The organism is Bradyrhizobium sp. sBnM-33 (assembly GCF_032917945.1).
Taxonomy (GTDB): Bacteria; Pseudomonadota; Alphaproteobacteria; order Rhizobiales; family Xanthobacteraceae; genus Bradyrhizobium.
In genome coordinates this window covers 3,764,922-3,789,043 of sequence record NZ_CP136624.1, presented here as the reverse complement: position 1 = coordinate 3,789,043, position 24,122 = coordinate 3,764,922, and the positions used below count along the sequence as shown (strand labels likewise).

General features: G+C 58.3%; 16 protein-coding genes and 1 pseudogene. 9 read left to right on the top strand and 8 right to left on the bottom strand.

Annotation, left to right across the window (positions count from 1 at the left end):
* Positions 1-381 precede the first annotated feature (381 nt).
* The 5 genes and pseudogenes from RX328_RS17310 to RX328_RS17290 all read left to right on the top strand — a co-directional run bounded on the left by RX328_RS17310 (position 382) and on the right by RX328_RS17290 (position 6,153).
* The gene (locus tag RX328_RS17310; RefSeq protein ID WP_213255377.1) at positions 382-1,026 is read left to right on the top strand and encodes a response regulator transcription factor; all 645 of its coding nucleotides are present in this window, start codon (positions 382-384) and stop codon (positions 1,024-1,026) included.
* 225 nt (positions 1,027-1,251) lie between these two features.
* A complete protein-coding gene (locus RX328_RS17305) occupies positions 1,252-1,671 on the top strand; it encodes a hypothetical protein (RefSeq protein WP_317258755.1) in 420 nt (139 codons plus the stop codon).
* A gap of 334 nt (positions 1,672-2,005) precedes the next feature.
* Positions 2,006-3,506: pseudogene (istA, locus tag RX328_RS17300) on the top strand (IS21 family transposase).
* A complete protein-coding gene (istB, locus tag RX328_RS17295) occupies positions 3,506-4,369 on the top strand; it encodes an IS21-like element helper ATPase IstB (protein WP_410733882.1) in 864 nt (287 codons plus the stop codon). Before istA ends, istB begins: the two are co-directional and overlap by 1 nt.
* Positions 4,370-5,937: 1,568 nt before the next feature.
* Entirely contained in the window at positions 5,938-6,153 is a 216-nt protein-coding gene (locus RX328_RS17290; protein WP_213257308.1) for a hypothetical protein, read from the top strand.
* A gap of 272 nt (positions 6,154-6,425) precedes the next feature.
* Here RX328_RS17290 and RX328_RS17285 read toward each other — a convergent pair whose 3' ends face one another.
* Together RX328_RS17285 and RX328_RS17280 are read right to left on the bottom strand one after the other, a co-directional pair.
* On the bottom strand, positions 6,426-8,264 hold the full coding sequence (locus RX328_RS17285) for a tetratricopeptide repeat protein (RefSeq protein ID WP_213257306.1): 1,839 nt from the start codon (positions 8,262-8,264) through the stop codon (positions 6,426-6,428).
* A gap of 495 nt (positions 8,265-8,759) precedes the next feature.
* Positions 8,760-9,350 (bottom strand): hypothetical protein, encoded by a 591-nt coding sequence (locus RX328_RS17280; RefSeq protein ID WP_213257304.1) that lies wholly within the window; start codon positions 9,348-9,350, stop codon positions 8,760-8,762.
* A gap of 1,090 nt (positions 9,351-10,440) precedes the next feature.
* On the opposite strand from RX328_RS17280, the gene RX328_RS17275 reads away from it, so the two are divergent.
* From RX328_RS17275 to RX328_RS17265, 3 genes are all read left to right on the top strand, one after another.
* Positions 10,441-10,689, top strand: a complete 249-nt coding sequence (locus RX328_RS17275) for a hypothetical protein (RefSeq protein WP_249727331.1) — start codon at positions 10,441-10,443, stop codon at positions 10,687-10,689.
* A complete protein-coding gene (locus RX328_RS17270) occupies positions 10,574-11,650 on the top strand; it encodes a cache domain-containing protein (protein ID WP_317258803.1) in 1,077 nt (358 codons plus the stop codon). The genes RX328_RS17275 and RX328_RS17270 overlap by 116 nt, the downstream gene beginning before the upstream one ends.
* 1,580 nt (positions 11,651-13,230) lie before the next feature.
* Positions 13,231-13,994, top strand: a protein-coding gene (locus RX328_RS17265; protein ID WP_317258502.1) for an IS5 family transposase whose coding sequence is annotated in 2 segments (ribosomal slippage) — positions 13,231-13,566 and positions 13,569-13,994 — 762 coding nt in all. Because the reading frame shifts where the segments join, the coding sequence is not laid out codon by codon here.
* A gap of 1,830 nt (positions 13,995-15,824) precedes the next feature.
* On the opposite strand, the gene RX328_RS17260 is transcribed toward RX328_RS17265, so the two are convergent.
* From RX328_RS17260 to RX328_RS17250, 3 genes are all read right to left on the bottom strand, one after another.
* On the bottom strand, positions 15,825-16,088 hold the full coding sequence (locus RX328_RS17260; RefSeq protein ID WP_213256530.1) for a hypothetical protein: 264 nt from the start codon (positions 16,086-16,088) through the stop codon (positions 15,825-15,827).
* Positions 16,089-16,135: 47 nt separating this feature from the next.
* The gene (locus RX328_RS17255) at positions 16,136-16,363 is read right to left on the bottom strand and encodes a cold-shock protein (protein WP_213256528.1); all 228 of its coding nucleotides are present in this window, start codon (positions 16,361-16,363) and stop codon (positions 16,136-16,138) included.
* 865 nt (positions 16,364-17,228) lie between these two features.
* Complete coding sequence (locus tag RX328_RS17250) at positions 17,229-17,573, bottom strand: hypothetical protein (protein ID WP_213256526.1); 345 nt, start codon at positions 17,571-17,573, stop codon at positions 17,229-17,231.
* A gap of 1,756 nt (positions 17,574-19,329) precedes the next feature.
* On the opposite strand from RX328_RS17250, the gene RX328_RS17245 reads away from it, so the two are divergent.
* Entirely contained in the window at positions 19,330-20,277 is a 948-nt protein-coding gene (locus tag RX328_RS17245) for a DUF707 domain-containing protein (RefSeq protein ID WP_213256524.1), read from the top strand.
* A 120-nt stretch (positions 20,278-20,397) separates the two neighbouring features.
* On the opposite strand, the gene RX328_RS17240 is transcribed toward RX328_RS17245, so the two are convergent.
* The 3 genes from RX328_RS17240 to RX328_RS17230 all read right to left on the bottom strand — a co-directional run bounded on the left by RX328_RS17240 (position 20,398) and on the right by RX328_RS17230 (position 24,064).
* Positions 20,398-21,681, bottom strand: a complete 1,284-nt coding sequence (locus tag RX328_RS17240) for a protoporphyrinogen/coproporphyrinogen oxidase (protein ID WP_213256522.1) — start codon at positions 21,679-21,681, stop codon at positions 20,398-20,400.
* A 71-nt stretch (positions 21,682-21,752) separates the two neighbouring features.
* Positions 21,753-22,802: an NAD-dependent epimerase/dehydratase family protein gene (locus RX328_RS17235; RefSeq protein WP_213256520.1), complete on the bottom strand. Its 1,050-nt coding sequence runs from the start codon at positions 22,800-22,802 to the stop codon at positions 21,753-21,755.
* Positions 22,802-24,064, bottom strand: coding sequence for a class I SAM-dependent methyltransferase (locus tag RX328_RS17230; RefSeq protein WP_249727225.1), 1,263 nt, complete (start codon positions 24,062-24,064; stop codon positions 22,802-22,804). The genes RX328_RS17235 and RX328_RS17230 overlap by 1 nt, the downstream gene beginning before the upstream one ends.
* Positions 24,065-24,122 lie beyond the last annotated feature (58 nt).

The window sequence follows — 24,122 nt, the reverse complement described above, 5'->3', positions numbered from 1 at the left end:
TGTAAGACCGGGGTTCAACAACCATATATCTGAAACGAGGCGGGTTTTTTGCCCATTCGACTGCCCCTGCTAACAGATTGCTACTCAATTGTCGTTCGCGTCGGGGGGACTGAGGCGGCTACAACCGGTGTTGTTTGGTGGTGTAGTGCCGGCGACGTCTCGTATTTTGACTGCGAGGTCTATAGCGACCAATGCTCTTTAGCTAGAGACCAATAATGTTTAACCGGCTTATTCAACCATTGACCTCCGGCGCCGTCGCCAATCAAGCTCAGCTAGTTCCGCTGCGCTTACTCAATTTGGACTACTTCCAATTCACCAACCGCAGAATCGCATCCCAAAAACTGCCAACGACCTATTTATCCCGAAAAGGGGAATGTGCTGATGCAGAAGTCCACCAAGTCGGCCACCAACGTTTTAATTGTCGATGATCACCCCGTAGTCCTGTCGGGCTGCCGGTCATTGTTCGCCTCGGACAGCACCGTGAAGATCGATGTGGCCACGGATGCCAAGTCGGGTCACAGGGCCTACGTTTCACGGAAGCCCGACGTCACGGTCATCGATATCAAGCTTCCCGATGTTTCCGGCTTTGAATTGATGCGGCGCATCCGCAAGGAAAATCCGGACGCCAAAATCATCATGTTCAGCATGAATGATGATCCAGCGTTTGTGGTTCGCGCCATCGAACTCGGCGCGCAGGGCTACGTCTCCAAGGGAGACGATCCCAGAATGTTAGTGAATGCCGTTCGGAAGGTCACCGCCGGGGCTAATTTCATTTCACCGCCACTTGCGGAGGCAGTGACCTTTTCTGGCGCGTCGATGAAGGCCAATCCGGTGTCGCAAATGACGGCCCGCGAGCTGGAAATCCTGCGGCTATTGGGCCGGGGCGACAAGATCGTCGAAGTCGCCGATATGCTGGAAATTTCCTACAAGACCGTGGCCAACATTACGTCCCTGCTCAAGCGGAAGCTCGGTGCCAAAAGCCATTCGGACCTGATTCGGATCGCCGTCGAGATGGAGCTCGGCTGAATTCTAAGGGCAGAACGGCCGTGCCGCTAGGCGCGACCCGTTCGCATCCCGGCAAAGCTACATCTTTTTAATCCGCCACCGCCCCCCAGCGGTTCCTAAGGTCCGAGCCGGCCCTCGACGCGATTGCGGCGGAACGATCGCCTCGCGGCCGACTTTTTGGCTTGTTGGGAAGCACTATATTTCGACGTGCGGGAGGGTGACGATACTTCTCCCGATGACGAGGGTATGGAGCTAGCAACCTTTGAAGCCGTGCAAGCGGAAGCGACTCGTGCGCTTGCCGAGATAGTCAGGGACGCAGTCCGAAATCGGCCAGAGGGAGAATGGGGCTGGCGCTGCGGCTTCCTTTCAGGATCGCGACGAGGCGCCCGCGCCGAAGGCACGGCTGCAGACTTCGATCACGCGAGATCTCAATTTGAAGCCGCCTGGCGGACGCTGTGGCCGAATTACACAGACGCTGACTTCTCCGACTATCGCCGCGCGCGCGCCTGGACGGCATGGAAGCAGACGATGTGGGAAATGGGCCGCAAGCTTCCGACCCAAATCCAAGAAGGCCGCGCACGGTGTTTCTGCGGTGCGGAGATTGACATCGCGAGTATGGATAGGCACGTCACGGCAGCGCACATGACCGAAACTGCCGATGTGTAACCTCTTGTCTGATTGCGGTTGCTGGCACAAGGGTTCAGCTCGTTACCGACAGCCTGCGAGGCTCGCCCTTGTCTACGAGGTCGACGTTCATAGCCGCCTCACGATGGTAGTCCGAAGATCGGGAGCTGCTATCTATTAGGCGCGTGCTGCAGGCACAGAGGTTGCAGCGCAGTCACCCCGACCTCGTCCTCGCAGGACGTCGTTCCGCCTTTTCGGCGGATGTTATTCGGCCTGCAATATTGACCCCCTAAGCCGGGGGATCGGCGTCCAAAATTGACCCCCTATCGTTAGGTCTGTTGCGCTGCCTGCTTTGGAATGAAGCAGGTGGTCGGGGATGCTGGTCGTGGAGACGATTGCGCGGATACGGCGCGAGCACTTCATCAAGGGCAAGACGATCAAGGAGATCGCCCGCGACCTGAAGGTGTCGCGGAACACGGTGCGGAAGGTGCTGCGGTCGGGAGAGACCTCGTTCGAGTACGAGCGGTTGGTGCAGCCGCGGCCAAAGCTGGGACGATGGGCATCGGAGCTCGACGAGTTGCTGGCGGCGAACGCGGCCAAATCCACTCGTGAACAGCTGACGTTGATCCGGATCTTCGAAGAGCTGCGCGACCGCGGCTATGACGGCGGTTACGATGCGGTGCGTCGTTACGCCAGGCGGTGGAGCAAGGAGCGCGGGCAATCAACCGCGGCGGCTTACGTCCCGCTGAGCTTTGCGCCGGGCGAAGCCTATCAGTTCGACTGGAGCCATGAGGTGGTGCTGTTGAGCGGGACCACGGTGATCGTGAAGGTCGCGCATGTCCGGCTCTGCCACAGCCGCATGCTGTTCGTGCGGGCCTATCCGCGCGAGACGCAGGAGATGGTGTTCGACGCCCACGACCGGGCGTTCGCCCTGTTCAAGGGCACTTGCAGCCGCGGCATCTACGACAACATGAAGACCGCGGTGGAGACGATCTTTGTCGGCAAAGATCGCCGCTACAATCGCCGCTTCCTGCAGATGTGCAGCCATTATCTGGTCGACCCGGTCGCCTGCACGCCGGCCTCGGGCTGGGAGAAGGGGCAGGTTGAGAACCAGGTCGGACTGGTCCGGGAACGCTTCTTCACGCCGCGGCTGCGGTTCAAGAACCTGGACGAGTTAAATGCCTGGCTGCTCGATAAATGTATCGCCTACGCGAAAGCGCATCGCCATCCGGAGCTGGCCGAGCAGACGGTCTGGGAGGTGTTCGAAGCCGAGCGGCCCAGGCTCGTTCCCTATGCCGGTCGGTTCGACTGGCTTCCATGCCGTGCAGGCGTCGGTCTCGAAGACCTGTCTGGTGCGCTTCGACAACAACAAGTACTCCGTCATGGCCAGTGCCGTCGGACGCCCGGTCGAGGTCCAAGCCTATGCCGACCGCATCGTGATCCGTCAGGATGGAAGAGTTGTTGCGGAGCATCCGCGATCCTTCGGACGCGGCGAGACGACCTACGATCCCTGGCACTATGTGCCGGTGCTGGCGCGTAAACCCGGCGCTCTGCGCAACGGAGCTCCCTTCAAGGACTGGGTTCTGCCGGCCGCAATCGAGCGGATCCGGCGGAAGCTCGCCAGCACCGACGATGGCAATGGGCAAATGGTCGACATCCTCAACGCGGTGCTGACCGACGGTCTGCCGGCCGTCGAGGCGGCCTGCGCCGAGGCAGTCGCTCACGGCGTCCATTCCGCCGATGTCGTTCTCAACATCCTGGCCCGCCAGCGAGATCCTGCGCCACCAGCCAACATCCTTACCCCGGCGGCGCTGATGTTGCGGCATGCGCCAATCGCCGACTGTGCCCGTTACGACAACCTCAGGAGAACCAACTAATGGAGCGCACCCAACTGTTTGACCTCATGGGCGAACTCAAGCTGTACGGCATGAAGGCCGCCTTCGACGAGATCATGGCGACTGCCGTCAAGCGCCAGCACGAACCCCAGCGCATTGTCGGCGACCTGCTCAACGCCGAGATCAACGAGAAGCAGGCCCGTTCGATCAAGTACCAGCTCACCATCGCCAAGCTGCCGCTGGCCAAGGACCTTGAGGACTTCCAGTTCGAAGGCACGCCCATCAACCGGACGCTGGTCAATGACCTCGCCGGCGGCGGCTTCATCGCCCAGCAACGCAACGTCGTGCTGGTCGGCGGCACCGGCACCGGCAAGACCCATCTGGCCATCGCAATCGCCAGGAGCTGCATCCGATCCGGTGCCCGCGGGCGCTTCTACAATGTGGTCGACCTCGCCAACCGCCTCGAGATCGAGACCCGCAACGGACGGCAGGGGCGGCTCGCCGAGCATTTGACCCGGATGGACTTCATCGTCCTGGACGAACTCGGCTATCTGCCATTTGCCCAGTCAGGCGGCCAGCTTCTGTTCCATCTCGTCAGCCGGCTCTACGAGCGCGCCTCTGTGATCGTCACCACCAATCTTGCGTTCGGCGAATGGCCCAGCGTCTTCGGCGACGCCAAGATGACGACCGCGCTGCTCGACCGGCTGACCCATCACTGTGACATCGTCGAGACCGGCAATGACAGCTGGCGATTCAAAAGCCGCGACGACGATCACGCAACCCGCGCTCGTCTCGTCTCCGCAATCCCGGCCAGCTCCGACGAGCCGAGCGCTACCGCCAAACCCCGCCGCTCAAGGGGGTCAAAATTGGAAGCCGATGAGGGGTCAAATTTGAACGCCGATTGACAATGGGCGGGGTTGTTGACCCTTGTCGGTCTTTTCGCCTCTGCTTGCGCAAGTTCGGGTCACTATACTTCGCCGTCAGCAACTCGTCTGGCGCGCCATGGGCGCGGGACCTCAATGAGCCACCCCCAAAGTCGAGAGCCCGCGAATGCTGCACAGATAAAGCAGGATATCCCTGCTGCGCGCGAGAATGCGTCGCGCCGACGGTAGGAGGCTTCGGGCCCGCGCTCCTTTTTAGGGGATCGACGGCCAAAATCCGAAATGGTGCACTGCGACTATTGCAGTGCGTTTATTTTGGAGTTTGCGATGAATGACGTGGTTGAACTCATTTTGAATACCTACCAGTGAAAGCGCCCTCTTGATATCGAGCGAGCTGCCGACTCAAGGCAAAAAAATTAGCCGATACATTGAAACCCTGGCGTCTGCTGGCCAGCGCGATACCGAGCAGCTCACGATATACGGCTTGGCGTATTTGACAGAATTGCACGAGGGGCAAGATCCTCAGTTCACCGGGTGCTAGTAGCGGTGCAAATCTTTAGCCGCGGCCGTCACGCTCGCATGAGCGCGCCATCCAGAGATCCGGTCCAGCCCCTAGTCGATCACCCTCGTTATGCGCAGTGGACCCGCGCTTAAGAACTCGAGGCTGGGGACTTGATCCGGCGTGACCATTAGCGGCGGAGCTTGGCGCCAATACCTTCGCGCAGCGGCTTCCGGTGTCGAATCCACATTGCGATTTGTTGGACGCCCAGCATGTCCCCGATGTGCGATCTCGTGGTCGGATCAATTGGCTCACCTCATACAAAATCGCCCCACGTCGCTCGTGCGCTCGCCACCAACTAGCTCCCCGCTCTGTCATGAAAGCAAAAGCCGCCTCGAACCTTTGGGTTTGTTTGGAAATTCATCGGCCCGAACCGCCTCTAAAATCTGCTCTCGATTCCAAGATAAATGCTAGGCCCGGAAGATTGAATGACGCTCCCCAATCCCAGGCTGCACAAGGTCGCCGGGTGCCGGTATCTTCCGCGTTTGTCCACACTCATACACGATCGGGGGGCGTTGCCGGATTGGCGACAATGGTGCAGGCTCTTGAGGTGGATCCAGCGAGAGCCAAACCCACCTCACTGGGCGCGCCAGCGCGGTGAGCTAGAAGGCCGGTGTTTGCGCGCCGGCCTTCTGCTTTTTCACCGAGCGAACCGATGCTGGCATAGCGCCGGATCGGAATACGAAGATTATCGGCCTTCTCCCGGCTATGCACAGGCGAGCAGTTACGGCGGCTGCGCTCGTACCCCTGCCCTCCGCTCCCGTAGTCAGAATCGTAGCTAAGGTATCCTGCAATTTCAATGAGGTTGACAGGACCTGCCCTCGCCAAAACCCGTCGGATCACCGTTGTGGTGCCGGAAAGAATGGGGTGGTAGTGTGATGATCAGGAGATCTCACATCCCAGCGCAGCACGATCGCCGGTTTGGATGCGATTGGCTCACCCTGCGGGGAGTCGTCGGTAGAGAGGTAGCACAGGTCGCCCTATGCCATTCTCCAGATCAACCTTTACGGTCGATGTCAATGGAGTATCCATATTGGTATTTCAGACGAAGCGGCATAGCGAAGCTGAAGAGGTTTGCCGCGAATGGACGGCGCAACACTTAAAAGACGTTCTTGAAAGCGATGCAACGCCATCAATCAATGTTCGCATCGCTCATGCAGACGAACGCGCGGCATACGCCGCCGCGAATATACAAGTCGCTTCAGAAGATGACGTAACATTGGTCTATCTGGCAAATTTCATTTCTTGACTTCGATGTGCCGGAACCAGCAACTGTCATGAGCCCACTCCGTCAAACGTACTTTGCCAAGCGAGGCGTCGAGGCTTCACGGCAGGTGGGCGGCTCCTACGCCCACAGAATGCCTCTGCCTGCCCCTTAGTTCCTCTCTGACAATTGGCCGAGCTCGGCACGATTTAGCCCCTTTAGTCTTCTTCGCGGAAGCGGTCGTTGCGGGCGCGCGAAAATGCCGAGATGACCCGGCCCCCGGGGATCTGCTCGCCCAGGGAAATGGGCGCACCGCTTCAGAGATTCGAAATCTGCAAAAGCTTGCGGTCACCGATCCAAGTTCTCGCAAGATCAGCCTCAGCCTTGCGCGCTGCGATGGTGTTGCCGCGAGACTTATGCAGTTCGGCCAGTCCATAGTAAGACCAGCCGTTGGACGGCGCTTTGCTGAGCGCACGCTGGAACTGTCGCTCCGCATCGGCGTAGCGGCCCGCCTGCAGCAGGGCTGCGGCAAGAGACTGTCGTATCGGATAATACCAATATGGTGGCTCGGTGTAGGGCAGCGCGTCCTGCAACATAGCCGCGCGCTCGAACCGCACGATTGCGGTTCTATTGTCGCCCCTGGACTGTGCGACGCGCGCCAGGACCACTGTGCGCGCGATGCGGAGCACCTCCTGCGCCGGTACGCCTGAATCCTTCAGCAGCTTGAAGTCCGCGGTGCGCTCGATCGTCTCGATGGCGCTCGCCGCGGCAGTAGCGCCCGCGAAGTCACGGTTCGCCATCAGCGCGAGGCCGCGCACGTAGAGCCACATCGCCTTGACATAGGGAATCGCATCGCCGGGATCCGGCAGCGCCAGATTGGTCTCGGGCGTGCTGAACTGCGCGTGGGCGAAGTAAGGCGCCGCCTTGACAGGCTGCACCATTGCAATACCACGCGCAGCCTCGTCGGGGATGAGCTTACCCAGCTTCTCCGCGGCGGCGATCACGGTCGGGCCGTCGCCGGCCATCTGCGCCGACGCCATCACGAAGTGCACGTTATGCGGATAATAACCGAGCCGGTAGACGCCCATCGGCGCGTTGGTCTCGGCCAGGTATTTTTCATCGACCTTAACCGCGGTCTTGTTGTCTTCCAGCGCGTCGAGATACCGGCCAACCCGGTAGTAGATGTGACTCGGCATGTGGACGAGGTGGCCGGCACCGGGGATCGCACCGCGCAACCGGTCAGCATAAGGCTCGGCGCGCTTCGGCCGGTCGGACGCCTCGACGGCATGGATGTAGAGGTGAATTGCACCGGCATGGTTGGGATTGCGAGCCAGCACACGCTCCAGCGTCGGCACGATCGGCACGCTCTGAGGCTTGGCTTCGCGGCCGCCCGGCTTCCAGTAATCCCAGGGGCTGATATCCATCACGGCCTCGGCATAGAGCGTGGCGATTTCGTCGTCGTCGGCAAACTGCTTTGCTACCTTTGCCATTTCGGCCGCGTAGGCTGCGTCGAAGGGAGCACGCGCGGCCTTCGGATCGCTGCCATAACGCGCCGCCAGAGCACCGATCAGCGCCTGCTCGCGTGGGCTTGCCTTGCCGGCAAGCGCCTTCGCCTTCTGCGCGGCAGCGTAGGCGGGCGCGACTGCGTCTTCCGGCATCGGAAGATTGATGTTGGGACCGAGCACCAGCGCCTCGCCCCAAAAACACATCGCGCAGTCAGGATCGAGTTTTTGCGCCATGCGGAACGCGCGCCGCGCCTCATCGTGATTGAATGCGTAGGAAAGACGTAGGCCCTGATCGAAATAGGCCTGTGCGCGCTCGTTTGCGGTCGTGATCTTCCAGTTGGTGGAACCAATGTCAGTCCACAGCGGCGGCTCGGTGTCCCTGAATGCCGGCGCGGGGCTGGCGGCACTCATCTCGGCGCGTGGCACTTCCGTCTGAGCAAGGCGAAACATCATGTTCGGAAAGCCGGTCGCGGCCGGAGTGTGGCAGATCGAGTCCGGGCCGATGAATGGCGGCGATATTTCCACAGCGGTAGCGCGCGCACCCGCGACGGTAACGATGTTCCCGGCCAGCAGCGCAAGCAGTGCGGAGCCGCCAATCCCCGCAGCGCCCGCGGAGACAAATAACGTTTGAGATCGCGTGAATGTAGCCATGTCGTACTCCAAATCGGCCGGAGGGAAAATTTGCCCAATCTGATAGCCAATGGCTCGCACTGAACCGGGAATCCAAAGAAAGACTCCTGACTGCAGAATTCTAAACTTTTTCGGCCTCTTTGCAATAAATGCAACGTGTGTACGCTGCGCCAGCCAGCGTCTCTTAATCAACATATCCAGTTACAAGGAATTACCGCACAAGAAAAAAGCCGTGCAGTAGAATCCAGCCACGGTGACATAGCTTAACCATTGGCAGTTGATTCCCGCACTTTGGGTAACAGGGCCGCCCGACGCGGTGCGGGTCTTCCGGAGCAACGACTTACGGTGCGTCACTTGCGACGATTTGCCGGCGCACCAATCACTTTCGATCGAACCCGATACGCGGACATTCGCAGACCGCGTAGTATGTCCCAAAATGCCAGAAAGCGACGTCTATACGAGACTGACGAACTCCATCATTACAGCGCGAAATTAGCGGAAGTGGAGCCCTTCTATTCATTCCTCGCCAAGCAGAAATTCTCGCTGCATGCGTTCCACGATGGTCGCTAAAGCTGTATCGGCGACCTTTCTGTCCGCCTTGCCGAATTTTGCTCCCCTAATTACCCAATTTGGATCGAGATTCGACTTCGGTGTCTTGCGTTGCACGATCACCCCAACGAAGTCTTCGCAGGTAGGTGCAGTGCTCTTGACCGCCTCCGAGATCGCAATTTCGAGCTCAGACGTAGTCATCGGAATGCGGCGCTCCCTACTCCACCACTTCTTCTTTGGCGGGGGGACAGGTGCCTGATCGTCTACATTTCGCTCGCCTTGTCGAATTGCTTCCGGAGGTGAAGAAATAGCATTGACTGCCGGTACAGCCTTCACACGAAGTTTCGATAAGCCACTGTGTGAAACCCTATGGTTGAGTGTTCTTCGAATTCTTTGCGCCTTCAGCATGACCCAGAGAGTGAATGCCTTGATTTTCTTCGCCGCGAGCAAAATGGCGCTGCCATCGCTGTCCTCTTTGGTCGCGTCGTGCAAAATCAGCGAACATAGCGCAAGCCAAAGGCTTAGGATCAAAATCCAAGCGAACATATTGCCATCCATCGTCGCCTTCCCGTCGGACGGCAGATATTTCCGCGCTCCCGGGTGACGCGCAAGCGGATTATGACGGATGGTGCAGGGCGGCGCAGTTCCGCGGTCACAGACGAGAATCGAAAGCATCAAGTGCGTGAGAACGACTGCTCTGCATCCAACGCTGCATTTTCGTGATGTCTGCGTCACGTCCGGTTTGCCCCGAATGCCGCCAAAGTGTCGCGCTGCAACAACTTTGACGCTATGTGCCGCAAACAGACATGAACTGCGTTCAGTCAAAAGGAAAGCCGCCCATCAGGCGGCCCTCAAAATCTTAGGTTCGTGAACCTCAGGCTGCGACCATCGCGCTGTTGCGACGCCGATAAGCCATGACGCCAACCCCGGCGAGGGAGGATCATCGTCGCCCATGTTGGGAGTTCGGGAACAGCCGGTGTCACCACATCAAGCGCTACGTTATCGAAGTACTGCGGAGGGACGCCACGCCCAGGAGCGAATAGGCCTGAAGAAGTGAGCGTATGCGAGCCTGCCGCAAGGCTAGTGCTGAACTCCAGCTCGCCGCGCAGCGTAATCGGGCCACCGGCAACCTCGCCGAAGTCATGGGTATGGGTCACGACACCATCAAGCAGCACGACCATCAAGCCTAGCCCCAAGCCGCCACTCGTCCTGGTGTAAAATGCCGCGACATCGGCCGAGAAAGTCGCGAGGCCACCCGTTGTGCTAAACGTCTGGAAGACGCTCCACGCGTCGCTCCGAGGAGATCCCCAGGCAAGACCGCTTCAGGGCCGTGACCGAGCATCATTTCTTCGGCGGCACGTCTGCAAAGTCCCCTCCGGACTCGTGCGATGCCGCAAAAACCTTCTCGACCACCTTCTCGCGAGAGCGAGAAAGGAGGCCGAAACCTCCATACCCCAGCGATCTTACGGTGTTGAGGATGGAGATGACACTGCTTGGCGTAGCTCACTTCGGAGGATCGGTGGTACGCTGACCGGGAGCCCGGCTAGAAACCAGTGGGGTGATGCGGCGGAAAGATGGAGAGCCTGACGCAGCTCCCCCCACAGACCTGAATTCGTTCTGTAGCCTGTCCTGTCGGAATGGGAGTGAGGTGCGCTGGCATGATGGTCCGGCAACGTTTTCGTGGCCTTTCCAGAAGTACTTGCTCGTGCTTTTTCTGGCCGCGGCGGTTCCACTTGCGATCAACGGTACCATTGAAGCCTGGTTCGGCTATCGCGATCAGCATGCCAGACTCGATCAACTGCTCGGCATTCAGGCGACGTCCGCCGCAGCCAGGATCCAAGGCTTCATCGAGCATCACAAACGAGCTTTGCTGGTTGGTCCAGCTTCCCTGGACTGACGACCCCGACGAGCGGCGGCGGACTGACGCATTGCGGCGCCTGTTTCGCCATGCCCCTGCTGTCGTGAGTCTCGCACTCCTCGACCATAGGGGACGAGAACGCCTCTATGTCTCGCGTATCGGCCTCAATCGAATAGACAGCCGCACGGACCGATCCGCCGATCCCGCGGTAGTTGGCGCCCGCTCGGCCCGGATCTGGTTTGGCGACGTGAGCTATCATCGGGGGTCCGAGCCATACCTGATGGTTGCGATCTCCGGCAACCGGGCGTCGGCCGGCACCGTAATCGCCGAGGTCAATCTTAAACTGATTTGGGACGTAGTATCGGCCATCAAGGTGGGAAAAACCGGCTTCGCTTTCGTGCTGGACCGTCCGGGGCGGCTCATCGCGCATCCGGACATCAGCCTCGTCCCGCGCGGGGCGGACGAAGCGACGTCCAAGCCCTTCCAAGCCATACGCGATGCGATCAGCCGTGCTGGGGTGGGTTTTGCGAAAGGCCCGGACGAGCAGGGTCACGAGATTGCCGCCGCCGCTGCTCATATTGCGGGTCCTGACTGGACCGTCGTGGTCGAACAATCCCTGTCCGAAGCTTCGGGCCTAGCCTTGTGGCGGACTGCAGAGCTTCTCCTCGTCGGCACCATCTTCTCTGGCTTGCTCGCATATGCGCTGGCGCATCGGATGACCGGGCCGATCCGGCTGCTCGAGGAGGAGACGGAGCGCATCGGAGTTCAAGCTTTCGATCACCGCATCACCATCGAGACAGGAGATAAGTTTCAGCGACTGGCCGAAAGTTTCAACAGGATGGCTGCCGACTTGGCTCTCGCTCAGGAGCACCAGGAGCGCATTGCGAGCCTCAAGCGGTTCCGCGCCCCGCAGGTCGCGGATCTTGTCGATGGAACAGGCGACGACAGCGTATTGGAGGGCCGCCGCACGGAAGTGGTTCCACCACCCAGGCAGGGCTAATTAACGTAAGGGCGACTCAGAACCGGATACAGTTAGAGGCAAGGACATCACGCGCGACAGGTCAATCTTCGCTCGTGCATCCCGAGCATAGTTTCAGAATTAGAAGGACATCCAAGTTTGCTGCTTCTGCTAATTTGGTCCGATGCTGAAAGCTTTGTCAGGCGGCCTGTTTTTGGTGGCTCCCCAGCCGACATCCGGACAAGAGGATTGGAATGATCCGTCAACGCTTAGCCGGGATACCCACACAAGTTGTTGTGCCATCCGTTTCTCGGGCAGCCGTGCTGCACGGCTTGGCGGGAACTATCTTTGTGCCAATACCGTCTGCTGCGGGCTTTGCAAGTCCTGTTGATGAACTGGGCGACTGCTCAGCAATCCCGCGAACTTCAGCCGGCGCCGCCGGTGGTTGAGTTTGGCCCGAAATCGGTGGGGAGGGATGCGTCCCTCCGATATCATTGTTGTTGGCGCCAGGCGGCTTGCCCACCCCGGTGTAGCCGCCTATCACACCGCCCGTCGTCGGAGGATTGGCGGCCGGTGAAGCCGGACTAGCACTGTTCGTAGGTGCTCCGCCTCCCATCGGCCCTGCTGGAGCTCCTCCGCCTACAGCTCCGGCCGGCGGGCCGCCTCCAACGGCACTACCCGAACCAGCTGATGTGCCCACCCCCACACCGCCTCGTCCATCGCCCACTCCAGCCGCACCTGCACCGGCCGTGCCTGCGCCTGCTGCACCCGCGCTTCCATCACTGCCCGCCCCCTGACCTAAGGCGGTTCCGATCGGAAGCAAGGCGATGCAAGCGGCTAGTACGAGTGAATGAGGAAAACGCATGACCGGCTCCCTTCGTTGATTTCACAACGGGAACCCAAGGGATTTGTTCCTTGTAGTATGCCTTCACAACCCTCGATGCAGGCGCGCCGAACCTCTGTTGGGGTTCGCGTCGCATGTCCCCATTCGCAATTCAAGAACATACCGGAGGCTTCTGGCTCCGAGGCTTTTGAGGAGCAGCCAGGCCACGTAAGGCGATGCGAGCACGGCTTGACCGCATCGGAGGCGTTATCTCTCTACAGCGTTAAGGGACCAAGCGGGATCCCGGGCGCAAAATGAAAACCACTGAACCGTCACTGTCGGATCTGCGAATTCGGCGTACCCTTCTGGGACAGCTAATCCGTGACGTCCGCAAGATCGCCGGTTGTCAGGCTTTCGAGACGGCGTCACCCTTCGGCGGGCGCGTCAGTCAAATGAGGAAGCAGCACAGCGTCGGCGAAGCTGGAAGCTGTGTTTCCTACATGCCGTGAGACTGAGTGCATTGGCAAGGCCAATGTTAACGAGCTCGGCGTAGACGCCACTTCGCCAGCAAGCCATGATCGTGTCGCAACCCTGTCGGTCCTACACCCACCCTTGATTAACGATCAATTTTCCTCAAACCTTTTCAATCATCGCTGGTTCGCAATTGTCTTTCTCGGCTCCGCTTTGCTGCGAGCCGCCAAAAGACGGCTGACGCCCGCTTAGCTCCTAGGTGGTGTGGACTCTAAGGATTCCTTTTTAGGAGCAAATCAGATTCAAGGCTGCTTTTGGGGAGGCAGCCTTGGGTGTGATGGACCGGTTGGTTTTGAGCGACGCGGCGTGGGAGCGGATGGCGCCGCTGATCATCGGCCGACCTGACCAGAAGGGTTCGACGGGCCGCGACAATCGGATGTTTGTGGAAGGTGTGCTGTGGATCGTGCGTACGGGCTCTCCCTGGCGTGATCTTCCGGAAGCGTTCGGGGAATGGAACAGTGTATTCCGTCGCTTCAGTAGATGGAGCGTCAAGGGTGTTTGGTGGCGCATCTTTGAGGCGATGTCCGATGATCCGGATTTCGAATATCTGATCGTCGACTCCACCATCGTCCGAGCCCACCAGCACGCTGCCGGGGCCAAAAAAGGGGGTCTGAAGATCAGGCGCTCGGCCGCTCGCGCGGTGGCCTGAGCACCAAGATACATCTGGCCGTTCGAGGCTTGGGATGTCCCGTGCGGTTCATCCTTACCGCAGGTCAGAAGGGCGATGCACCGCAAGCCGCCGCATTGATCGAGGGATTGGCCGCCGAAGTCGTCATGGCCGATACGGCCTATGACGCCGATCACTTGCGCCAGGCCATCGCTGCCAAAGGCGCGCTCGCCGTCATCCCTAACAATCCGTCACGCGCGCTCAAATATCCGCTCGACAAGCATCTCTATGCCCAGCGCCATCTCGTGGAATGCTGCTTCTCAAAACTCAAGCAATTCCGCCGCGTCGCAACCCGCTTCGAAAAGACTGCCCGAAACTACCGTGCCGTCGTCACTCTCGCAGCCATCATCTTATGGATGCGGTAAGTGTCCACACCACCTAGACCATCGACGGCAAGCTTTCCATTAGATCCGATCTGCATGTGTCCAAACTTGCAACTTCTGATTGTCTGTTGTCTTTCATGTCACCCAGCATCATTTTTCCTAAACGCGTCCATGCAGGCCAAGAAGCCATCGTAGCCGTAGCCCAAGCTTTGCACCGCGATGAGGCGCTGCATTGGTCATCTACAATTTGCTTCACCGTACTTTATGTAGTCAAAAAATTGACGGCGCATCACCCAGTAGCCACCATTGATGTACAGCCCAAGCTGTCGTGCGGGTGTAACGCTCTTTGAGTCTCCGTTCGCAGCATACTCAACGGCGTGGAAAGCTCATACTTGGCTTCACCGCAATCAAACTCATGACGTTCTCAGGTTTCACGAACCCATCGACCATATCATTCAGCGGAGCGTAATCTTCCAATCATCGATATCCGGCGAAAGAAGCTTCAGCGCTTGACCTCCCTTCGTCAGAACAAAATCGTTGCTCACCGCCTCGCTTTAATTCACACAGAAATCTTGATATGGCCGGCTCTATAGCCAACGCGAGAATGAACTCCGTGTGGCCATAACGCGCGTAATACTTCATTGTGTGCCGGATGATCGGCCTAAGACCCAGCGGAAATCATTGGCTTTGGATATCCTGTGAAAAATCGCGCGGCCGAAGATCTTCCTCCGCAGAATATTACTACTTCCAGTGACTGACTTCGCATTGCTCTGAACTGACGTGAGGTTCAGTTCTATAAGCGAAGCTAGTAAGGGTCATGGCGCCACAATCTTGTTCACCAATTAACCTAAATGGGTAGGATAATACGGCCAAGGCTACCCCATGCGTTCTATGGCAAGAACGGTAGGTCGCAACTCCTCAAACCCTAAACTGCGTGTGCGCAACTCAGTTAGCTCGCCGCGGCCAAGCTGCTGCACGGCCGCGATCAGGCTTCCCCCTGATCACCAAGCGCGGGGCTATGGCAATGCTACCTCGCATCGCCAAACGCGCGACGATGATGGCCGGTCGGCACGTCCGAGCCAGGTAGTTCAACCACCAGCGCGATCTCGGGCGCAAGTTAGCTCGTAACAAGGGCACATGGGCGCCTCGGCGTGCAATTGAGATTGGGAAATCCGAAGAGCATGTTTACGACCAGTTTCACCTGTTCAGCTCGGATTTGGTGCGGGCCAATTCTGCTTCGGTTCCCGATTTAACTTTTCTCTTCACATCAATCTTAACGGGGGAATTTCGTTGCACCTCGTCCAGGACAAAATAACTTGGCGCACGTTTCCGAATCCATCTTGGCGAGCCTTCCAGTAAAACAAATGCCCCTGGCGGCTCTTTCGCAGCGAGCTTTACAGATGATTGCACAAGGCGAGAACAACCGTTTGCCGGGGAGCTTAGATCCAGCTGCGTCATGGATGCAGGTCTGGCATCTATGGGCCATCGTCATGCCGCGAAGATCGATTACGGGCCGACTAGTGCATGGAAAAGTTTGGCGACGCCACGACGGCCGGCATTGGATCTACAAGAAGTTCGTCGAGTTCGCGGAAGAGCGAGCTGATTGAGAAACGCCTGGTTGGCAGAACTACAATGTCGAAGACGGCACTGTTGTTCTTTAGCGCTAAACCCGGTGTATTTGCTTGCCAGGTGAGAAACATCACCAATGCGGGCGCACGGATTGAACTAGCTCGCGTCAATCTACTGCCGCTGAAGTTTGAACTTTCCTTATAATTTTCATACCGTGCGCAAGTGCCGTCTTGTTTGGCGGTGGCGCGGTTCTACCGGCATAGCCTTCGAAAATTGATCCCGGAGGGCGCACGGCGGCGGATATCAATCCGAGATTTCGAACTCGAGTTGGCTCTCTTCGGTACAACGAGCGATCGCAATGTTGCATTGATCGCGCTCCGCTTTCCCATATTTTACGCCTTTGACGGTCCAATTTGCACCGCCGTGCGATACCGGAACAACACGCTCAACAAAGATTTCTAGGAAACCCTCGCACCTTGGATCACTGGCTCTGATCCTTTCCGCAAGAGCTCTCTCCAAAGCCGCGCGCCGAATCAGCGTGCGTTTTGGGCTGGCCTTCTTTATCATTGCAAATCTCATTTCGCTCCCCCGGTTTCGAGGATCGCACTCTGGATCTACCGTTCCGAGGCGACCTTAATCACCGGTTCAGCCTCAGATTCTTGCCAGCCCCTTACCCTGACTGTCGTAGATGTCAAATATACTTTCTGACCTTGGCGTAGGCCTGCCAGGCCGGCCTGCCGCCCGCGCGAAATATGAACAAAAATGTCCCGACCATCCGCATCTAATCGAATAAAACCATATCGCTTGGACGGGCTAAATGGTTTGACAGTGCCGGTTGTCATGATTTTCCTAGCGCGTCGCCTCATTACACGGCAAGGCAGGTGGCGATCTCGCTTTCTTACCAGGCGATCAGAAACCGGTTTGAGATGCTCGATGTGCTAGCCTCGCAATTTTGTGGCTGAAACAGCGGCCAAAAAAGCGCAGAGATTGCCGATAAGCCGTAAAACCGTCAGCCTGATGTACTCGAAAAGCGTTGGTCCGAGCCGTCCTCTCAAAATGGCCCGATATCGGCCGCGCCTGGAACATTTTGTTTACGCTTTAGTTTTCCCCTTGACTGACAAAGCTTGTGCGGCGAGGGACGGCCGATGTCAGAGTCTAAATTCGGCTATTTCGATGCTCGATCAGCAATCAGCGTTGTTGATCAAGCCGACGGTGTGATCGTAACGAAAGCCCGACGCGCGCCCGGCCTCCGATACTCGTCACCATGGCCGTGGATCCAGGCCCTCGCCATCAGCATTTCGGTGTGGGCAATAATCGCTTGGCTTGTGTTGCTGAGGTAAATCAGACGCCGGCCCGGCTTTGCGGGGCAACCTCCCTTATTAGACGCATGATTTCCGCGAGATAGATTTGCGCACTGGATTTCCGGGAAAACAGCGCCGCCCTTTTTCGGCATTGTCGCACGACGGCCTTCAGTCCGTGACAAACTATGATCGCGGCCGCCAGCCATCGCCGTCGTCGGGCCACGTAAGCAATCGCATTCCCTCCGACGTTCATCAGACTTGCCGCATTGACACGAGATGACGGGGCAACAGCTGCCTTGCCTCCAACAGTGGAATCTTAAATCCCTCCGTGTTGGAAGGGAACGCCAGCCATAGCGCGCCTTCGAAGAGCGCGGCCAGATCGTCGTCGCCAAGAGGGCCGGCGTGATTAATGTTGGATCGCTGATAGTCGGGCGCATGCACAGAAAAAATGCTCGATGTCGCGCGATGACGACAGGTTCGCTGCCACCGTATCAAGTCCCCGAGCCTGCTCGAGGATGACATGGACGTTCTTGTGCTTCGCGCTGCTGCCGAGCAAAAGTATATAAGGACGCTTCAAAACCTTGAGGAGTGGAATTTCTGCCCGCTTCGCGTCCCATCGCAGCGCGTGCTCGTGGCCGTTGAGCGCGATGAAGATGTTTTCCCGTGATATATGACCAACATATCTGCGGAAAAGTACGACACGGTCGCGACCCTGCTGACTCGCCTGCCGATCAACGGCAGCAATGTGCAATAAGCCATGCCGACGGCGCGTGAGTAGCTTTCCGGCTGGATGAACGGATTTGCATCGTGAATGATATGATGTCGCGCCAGCGCCGGACCGAAATTTCCAAGGCTCAGGACGCCGGATGTTCCATACCAAGGCAGAACCAATTGGTCCTAGGCATGACCCGAGCGAATTTTGTTTGCCGAACATCGATCTGCGAAAGCGCACATCTTGCGTCCGCACGGGTATAAGTCGAAATCCAAGCCGCCTGGCGACATGGCGTCTTCGGAGGATATTCGTCAAGCGAGAGAACCATTTGATGCGCATAGCATTAATCGCCGGTCGTCCCTTGGGTCATGAAGCGGCCGTTGATGGTCCAAATCGACCTTCCGTCAACTCCGCCGTTAGAACTCTTCAAAGTTGAATCTCGATAGCAGGTTTGACGCTGAGCATCCCCCGTCTACTTTTCAGAAAGCAGATCGGACCAGAAACAAAGTAAGGTAAAGGCGGTCACATCGATCAAGGAATGACCGGAGTGCTGTTCTTGTTCATTTTCATTTTTCAAGCTGGAGTGTCAGCCAACAACCCGCTCCGCTTCAGCGATGGCGCAGGAGAACATGATAAAATAAAGAGGCCGGAATGAAGTCAACCAAGTTGGCCGTCCCCATCAAACTGGTCATACCAGCGACCCAAACGGGATGGCGCAGATAGTGTCCATACAGCGAGCAAGGGCCTCACGTGCTTCGTCAGCCCCCCTGCTCTCCCACTTGGCCTGGCGAGATCCACGCCATGGGATTTCCGTCTGAGGCCGGGTGAACTTACCGATATTCCCTTCTAAGTCGCCCTCGTCGAACACGCAGCCCGTCACATCATAGCGATATCGCAAGGCCGAGGTAAGCAGCTGCGAGAGATGCCGGGCGGCTGGACAGCTTGTGAACCGTTTTGAAACCGGTGAGCAGCCACCATTCCGCCTGATGCCCGGTTCAACATTGACGGGCTCTATTCTAGATGAGTCCTCCTCGAAATGTTCACCGAGAACCTGACGTCGTGCATCGTAGAGGTTTGCAGCGGAGCGCCGTGTAATTCGCCGGCGCGATCCCTGAACACTGGATCCCCGGTTGCGTCGAATTGCGATCATCTCCCGAACAGATGCATCTGCGGATTCTACCGGCGCGGCATCGTTGCTGAATTCCCTCGGTTAAGCCGCCATGCGAGGATCGCAAGCTGTCATCGAGGAAGCTAAAGCAGGGATCCGATCTCATTTCGAACCTGCGCATCGTTGGTCAACCGAAGCGTATAGAACACATCGTGGGTCATAGGTATCGCGCGCGGAATTGATCGCAGACCCATTCGGATCGAGCATATGAACAAAGCCAGGGCAGCGATCGCGGCCGTTGGCCTTCGCCAAAAGATCATCGAGCCCCTTCATTGCCATGTCCCGGCCTTGCGGATCCAGCCGAGGTCAGCGGCCCTTTGGCGAAGCAAAAGATCTGTCGCGCCTGAACGCGAACACGCCGGGATGCGGCCCGTCAGGCTGCCCTCAATATGGAGGCGCGCCACAAAGCGCTGCGCCCCATCCGGGGGGTGGTCTGATAGCCGGCAGACCAGCCAATCGGAAGATCTGCAAGCCGACATGTGCAGCAAGGCCTGTTTCCCTGGCCACGAGAAATCATGACAATAATGAAAAAAAGGTGAAACCTTGACCTTGGGTGTCAGCCACGCGTAGCATTGTTGCTGTGTGGCAGCCAAATGATGTTGTGAATGACGCGGAAGGGAGGCACAGTTGGAACTAGAAGGTTCAGGTTCCAAACGCGATCTCGTTTTTGCCCGCGTCGGAAAAGGCTCTCTGCACAGGAACTGGGCTCCACCGGATCTGAGCAATCGTAATTGGGATCTGCAGCTCAGCACTTATCTCGACGATAATGCTGCCTTCACTCAAGGAGACTTTCCTCTCTCGGTGGATCGCGGCACGAAGTGGGACAGCGTTTTCCGTTTCTTTCGCGACAGTCCCGGGCTACTGGACCAGTATGAATATGTGTTTTTTCCGGACGATGATCTGGTATTCCAGACCGGTGACATAGGCAGAATTTTTGGGCTTTGCCGTCATTACAATTTGTATATAGCGCAGCCCGCCTTGGACCCTTCCAGCTATTATTCCCATCCCATCCTGCTCAAGTGCCCCGCCTTCAAGCTGCGCTTCATCAACTACATCGAACCAATGGCGCCATGCATAAAGGCGTCGTACCTTCGCGATTTGCTGCCGTATGTCGAGAAGCACTTCACGGGTTGGGGCATCGATCACATCTGGGCGTTGCTGATGGCAGATCCTCCGTTTCGCGCCGCTGTTCTTGACGAAGTCTCCGTGGTGCACACGCGTCCGTTCGAGACGGGCGCAATATACGCCTCGTTCAAGGCGATGAAGGCCGATCCTCGGGTCGAACTGAAGGAGGTCATGGAACTGCACGGCAGCGAACTGGTGGGCATGGTGGTCTATGGCGGGGTGCTGCGCGGAGGGGGTTTCCTCGGTGGACCTTCTTCCCGCATCGTAAATGGTCTATCGCTCCTGGCTTCCTCATTCCGGGCCAGAAATGCACAGACGTTCCGCACCGCCATGGGATCGCTGCTGCGCGCGGCGACGATGATGGATTACCGGCCAAGACAACTTCGCGCCGCGAAGGACGGCATTGGCGAAGGCCGCACCTACATCGGAGTCGATGGTCCCGCCCATTGAGCCAATCCAGAGTTCGACCTTGTCGGGGGGATTGCAACGACACTGACGGTTCAAACCGGGCAAGCGTCAGTGACAAGATTGTTGATGTTTGCCGCGCAGACACTTTCACGCCGGACGAGGTCAAGTAACGGCTTCCGTTTTCACGCCTCGCAATGCGCCTTTAGCCGCGCGTTCGCCGCTGAGGAAGGCATGATCGGTCCAGATATAACCCCAGTCGCCGAAACGGCCGCAATAGCGCACGTCGACATCGTCGAGATACCCGTGCACGATCGCCAGCGCCTTTGGCCGGTCATGGTCGAAGATGATGTTGCCGAAGGGCAGCCACATGCAGCTTTTGTGGATGATCTCAGAGCGATCCTTGACGAGCCCGCATTTGATCAGGCCGTCAATCGCAGGCTCGATCCAGTCCTCCGGCTTGCCGGTCAGCGGGCGGTACTTGTCGCTGAAATAGATCTCGCACTGGAAGCCACTGCAGCCGGGCGGCACGTTGTTGGGCGAGAGGTTTCCACGATGGCTAACGCGGGCGAAGGGAATGTCCTCGTCATAGAAGTAGGACCATTGCGGCTTCACTTCAACCCGGCGGTTGAGACCGATGTTGACGACGGCCACCTGCGAACAGGCGAGAAGGGCGGCGGCGTCCAACACATCCTTCGGGGCGCCCTTGATCAGCGGCACGACCTTGGGAAGCGGGATCGAAGAGATCAGATTCTCGTACGGCGCTTTCGATCCATTGCGGAACGTCAGCTCGCGTTGCTTCGGATCGATTTGCGTCACTTCGTGATTGCACAAAATCTCGGCCATCGGGATGAAATGGTTCAGGAAGGACGCGAAGCCGCCGTGACTCGGGTAGCGGAATTCGTTTACGTAGAAAACATCTGAGGGCTCGTGCTGCAATGCGCCCTGCAGGACTTCCTCCAGCTTTGGCCTGTAGAGGCGTGGGCCGAGCCAGTCCGTCGTCATGTTCCTGGCTTCGGTGGTATGGTACTTGACCGTATATATAGCCGGGAAGTTCTCCGTAAACGTCCTGCCAAAGGCTGCGAGCAGCCAATCCTCGTAGTTCTGGATCACCGGCTTCGGATTGTTGCTAGCCTCAACAAAATCCTTGATGCAATTCACCACGAGGGCGACGGGCAGCCCGTGAAGATTGACCTGCGCGGGATGCTTGATCCAATGGCCCCGCCAATAATTGTTACAATAGACATGGCCGACTTCGTATTGGCCATCAACTGACTTGGCAAACAATTCTTTAACGCGGGGATTATCGGTGAAGGATATGTGGACACCTTCGTCGAATACGAACCCGTCGCCGCTGTCGAAGCTGGAGGTCAGGCCACCAGGCTTTGCGCGTGAATCATAGAGGCGCGGCCGGATACCTTCTTCGTTCAGCGCGTTCGCTGCTCCCAAGCCAGCCACTCCGCTGCCAAGAATGACAAATCCAGAATCCTTCATCGGTCGCATGCCCTTTGATCTAGCTCTTATGACTCAGCCCAGCGCAGATCTTGCGTCAGCTGGCCCGTGCCTACGTAGCGTTCAAGAGTTTTCAGCCGGACCAGATCGGAATTCCTGAATTCGCGATCTGCGAAGCCGATCTCGACGAGCCGGTCCCGCAAACCCTGGACCGTCTGCGGCAATGTCGCGATCGGCTGGTGTTTCGGCGCGAGCTCGGCGAAGCGCGAGAAATCGACCTGGTACGATCGCCGGTCGGGCTCGGCGTTCGGGTTCATCGACACGCTCGTTCCTGGAATCTCATGCGCGACGGCTTCGGCCAGCTGCGCAACTTGGTAGTTCCACACGTTGGATCCGACGTTGAGCGCAAGACACGGGCCGCCCGATGTCGCGGGTCTCTGCACAGCCCATTCGATCGCGCGGGCCATGTCTGACACGTTGATCAGTGGTCGCCATGGCGTTCCGTCGCTGAGCACCTTGATCTCGCCCGATGCGATCGCGCTCGCGACGAAGTCGTTGAGAACGAGGTCAAGGCGAATTCGGTCGGAGGCGCCGCATGCCGTCGCAAAACGCAGGCAGGTGACCACCATCTCGCCAAGCTTCGTATCGGCGAGAGCGCGCTCAGTTGCGATCTTCGATCGCGCATAGGCAGTCAAGGGATTCAGCTCGTCAGTTTCCGACATCGGCCGGCCGGCCGCGAAGCCGTAGACGCTGCAACTTGAGGCGAACACGAAATGCCCGACACTGGCTTGCTGCGCCATTTCGGCAATGCGGCGGCTTGCGCGGTAGTTGATCTGATCCGTCGGCTCCTCGAAGCTTTTGCCCATCGGATCGTTCGACACGGCGGCGAGGTGAACGACCGCATCAACGCCCTTGAGGATCGCGGCCGGCAACTCGCGCGTGTCCCCGAACTGCTGCGCCGTCAGATCGAGTTCTGGAAGCGGTCGCCGCGTGGTCAGGCAGCGCGCAAAATAGGCGTTATCGAAGCCAATCAGCTCCGCATCCGGCCAGCGCGACCGCAGATGGCGGACGACGACCGGGCCTACATAGCCCATGTTTCCGGTGATGAGGATTTTCATCATACGCTCGTCACGGGCTTCCTGGGGTCTTGGGGCGCCGGTCCATTGACGATGACTGCGCGGGGGATTGGGAGGATGAATTTACCTCCAGCCTCCGCAAAGCTGCATTGCTGAGTCATGATCTCGGCCCCGAAATTCCAGGCGAGGATGAGCAGATAATCCGGGCGATCCGTGGCAAGCGCCTCGACGGGGCGGACGGGGATGCGCAGGCCGGGCATGTATCTACCGACCTTGTGTGGATTCCGGTCCACCACATAGTCGATCACATCGCCGTCAATCCCGGCAAAGTTCAGAAGGGTTGCGCCCTTGGCCGCGGCACCGTACGCTGCCACGCGTTCACCCTTCGCGACTAGGCCATGCAGGAGCCCCCGCAGCTCATCGCGAAGTTCCGCGACCCGTTGTCCGAACCCCTTGTAATATTGCAGCGTGCTCATCCCGAGCTCCGCTTCCTCCCTCATCATGGCCTCGAGCCGGCTAGTCTTACCGGGCTTCCTGCCGACCGTAAGCCGAAGCGAGCCGCCGTGGATGCCGATGCGCTGCACGTCGTTGAGATGCAAGCCGTGACGTTCGAATAACGGGTCCAGCGCCCTCAGCGAATAATAGAAGACATGCTCGTGGTAGATAGTATCGAAGGCTCCCGCGTCGATCAGGTCGCGCAAGTATGGAAATTCGAACTCGGCGACGCCATCGTCAGCCAGCAGGATGGCGAAGCCTGCGACAAATGCGTTGATGTTCTCGACATGCGCAAGAACGTTGTTCGCCAGCATCACATCGGCCCGCTTTCCCTCCGCAACGAGCTGGTTCGCCGTATCAGCGCCGAAAAAGGCCTGCAGCGTTTCGACGCCGATGTCGCGCGCGGCCTGGGCCGGCCCCTGTGCGGGATCGATCCCCAGGACAGGCACGCCGGCAGCCAGGAAGTTCTTCAGCAGGTAGCCATCATTGCTGGCTACTTCCACGACCAGGCTGTCACGTCCAAGCGCATAAGTCTGCAGCAGTGCAAGCGCATGATGACGGCTATGCTCGAGAAGCTCCGGCAGAAAGGACGAGAAATAGGGATAATCCCTCCCAAATAAAACTTCCGGGGGGATCGTTTCGCTCACCTGAACGAGACTGCATGACTCGCAGAATATCACCTCAAGGGGGAACTTGTCTTCAGGCTGCCCGACGTTGCTCGGCTCAACGAGCGCATTGGCGAGCGGCTGAAGTCCCAGGTCGAGGATAAGGTGGAGACTGGAAGATCCACACGAGCGGCAATGGATCAAGCGTGTCATGGCCGGATCCGGAGCTCTCGCTGGCTTAATTTGCTGTAGGAATCGGCGA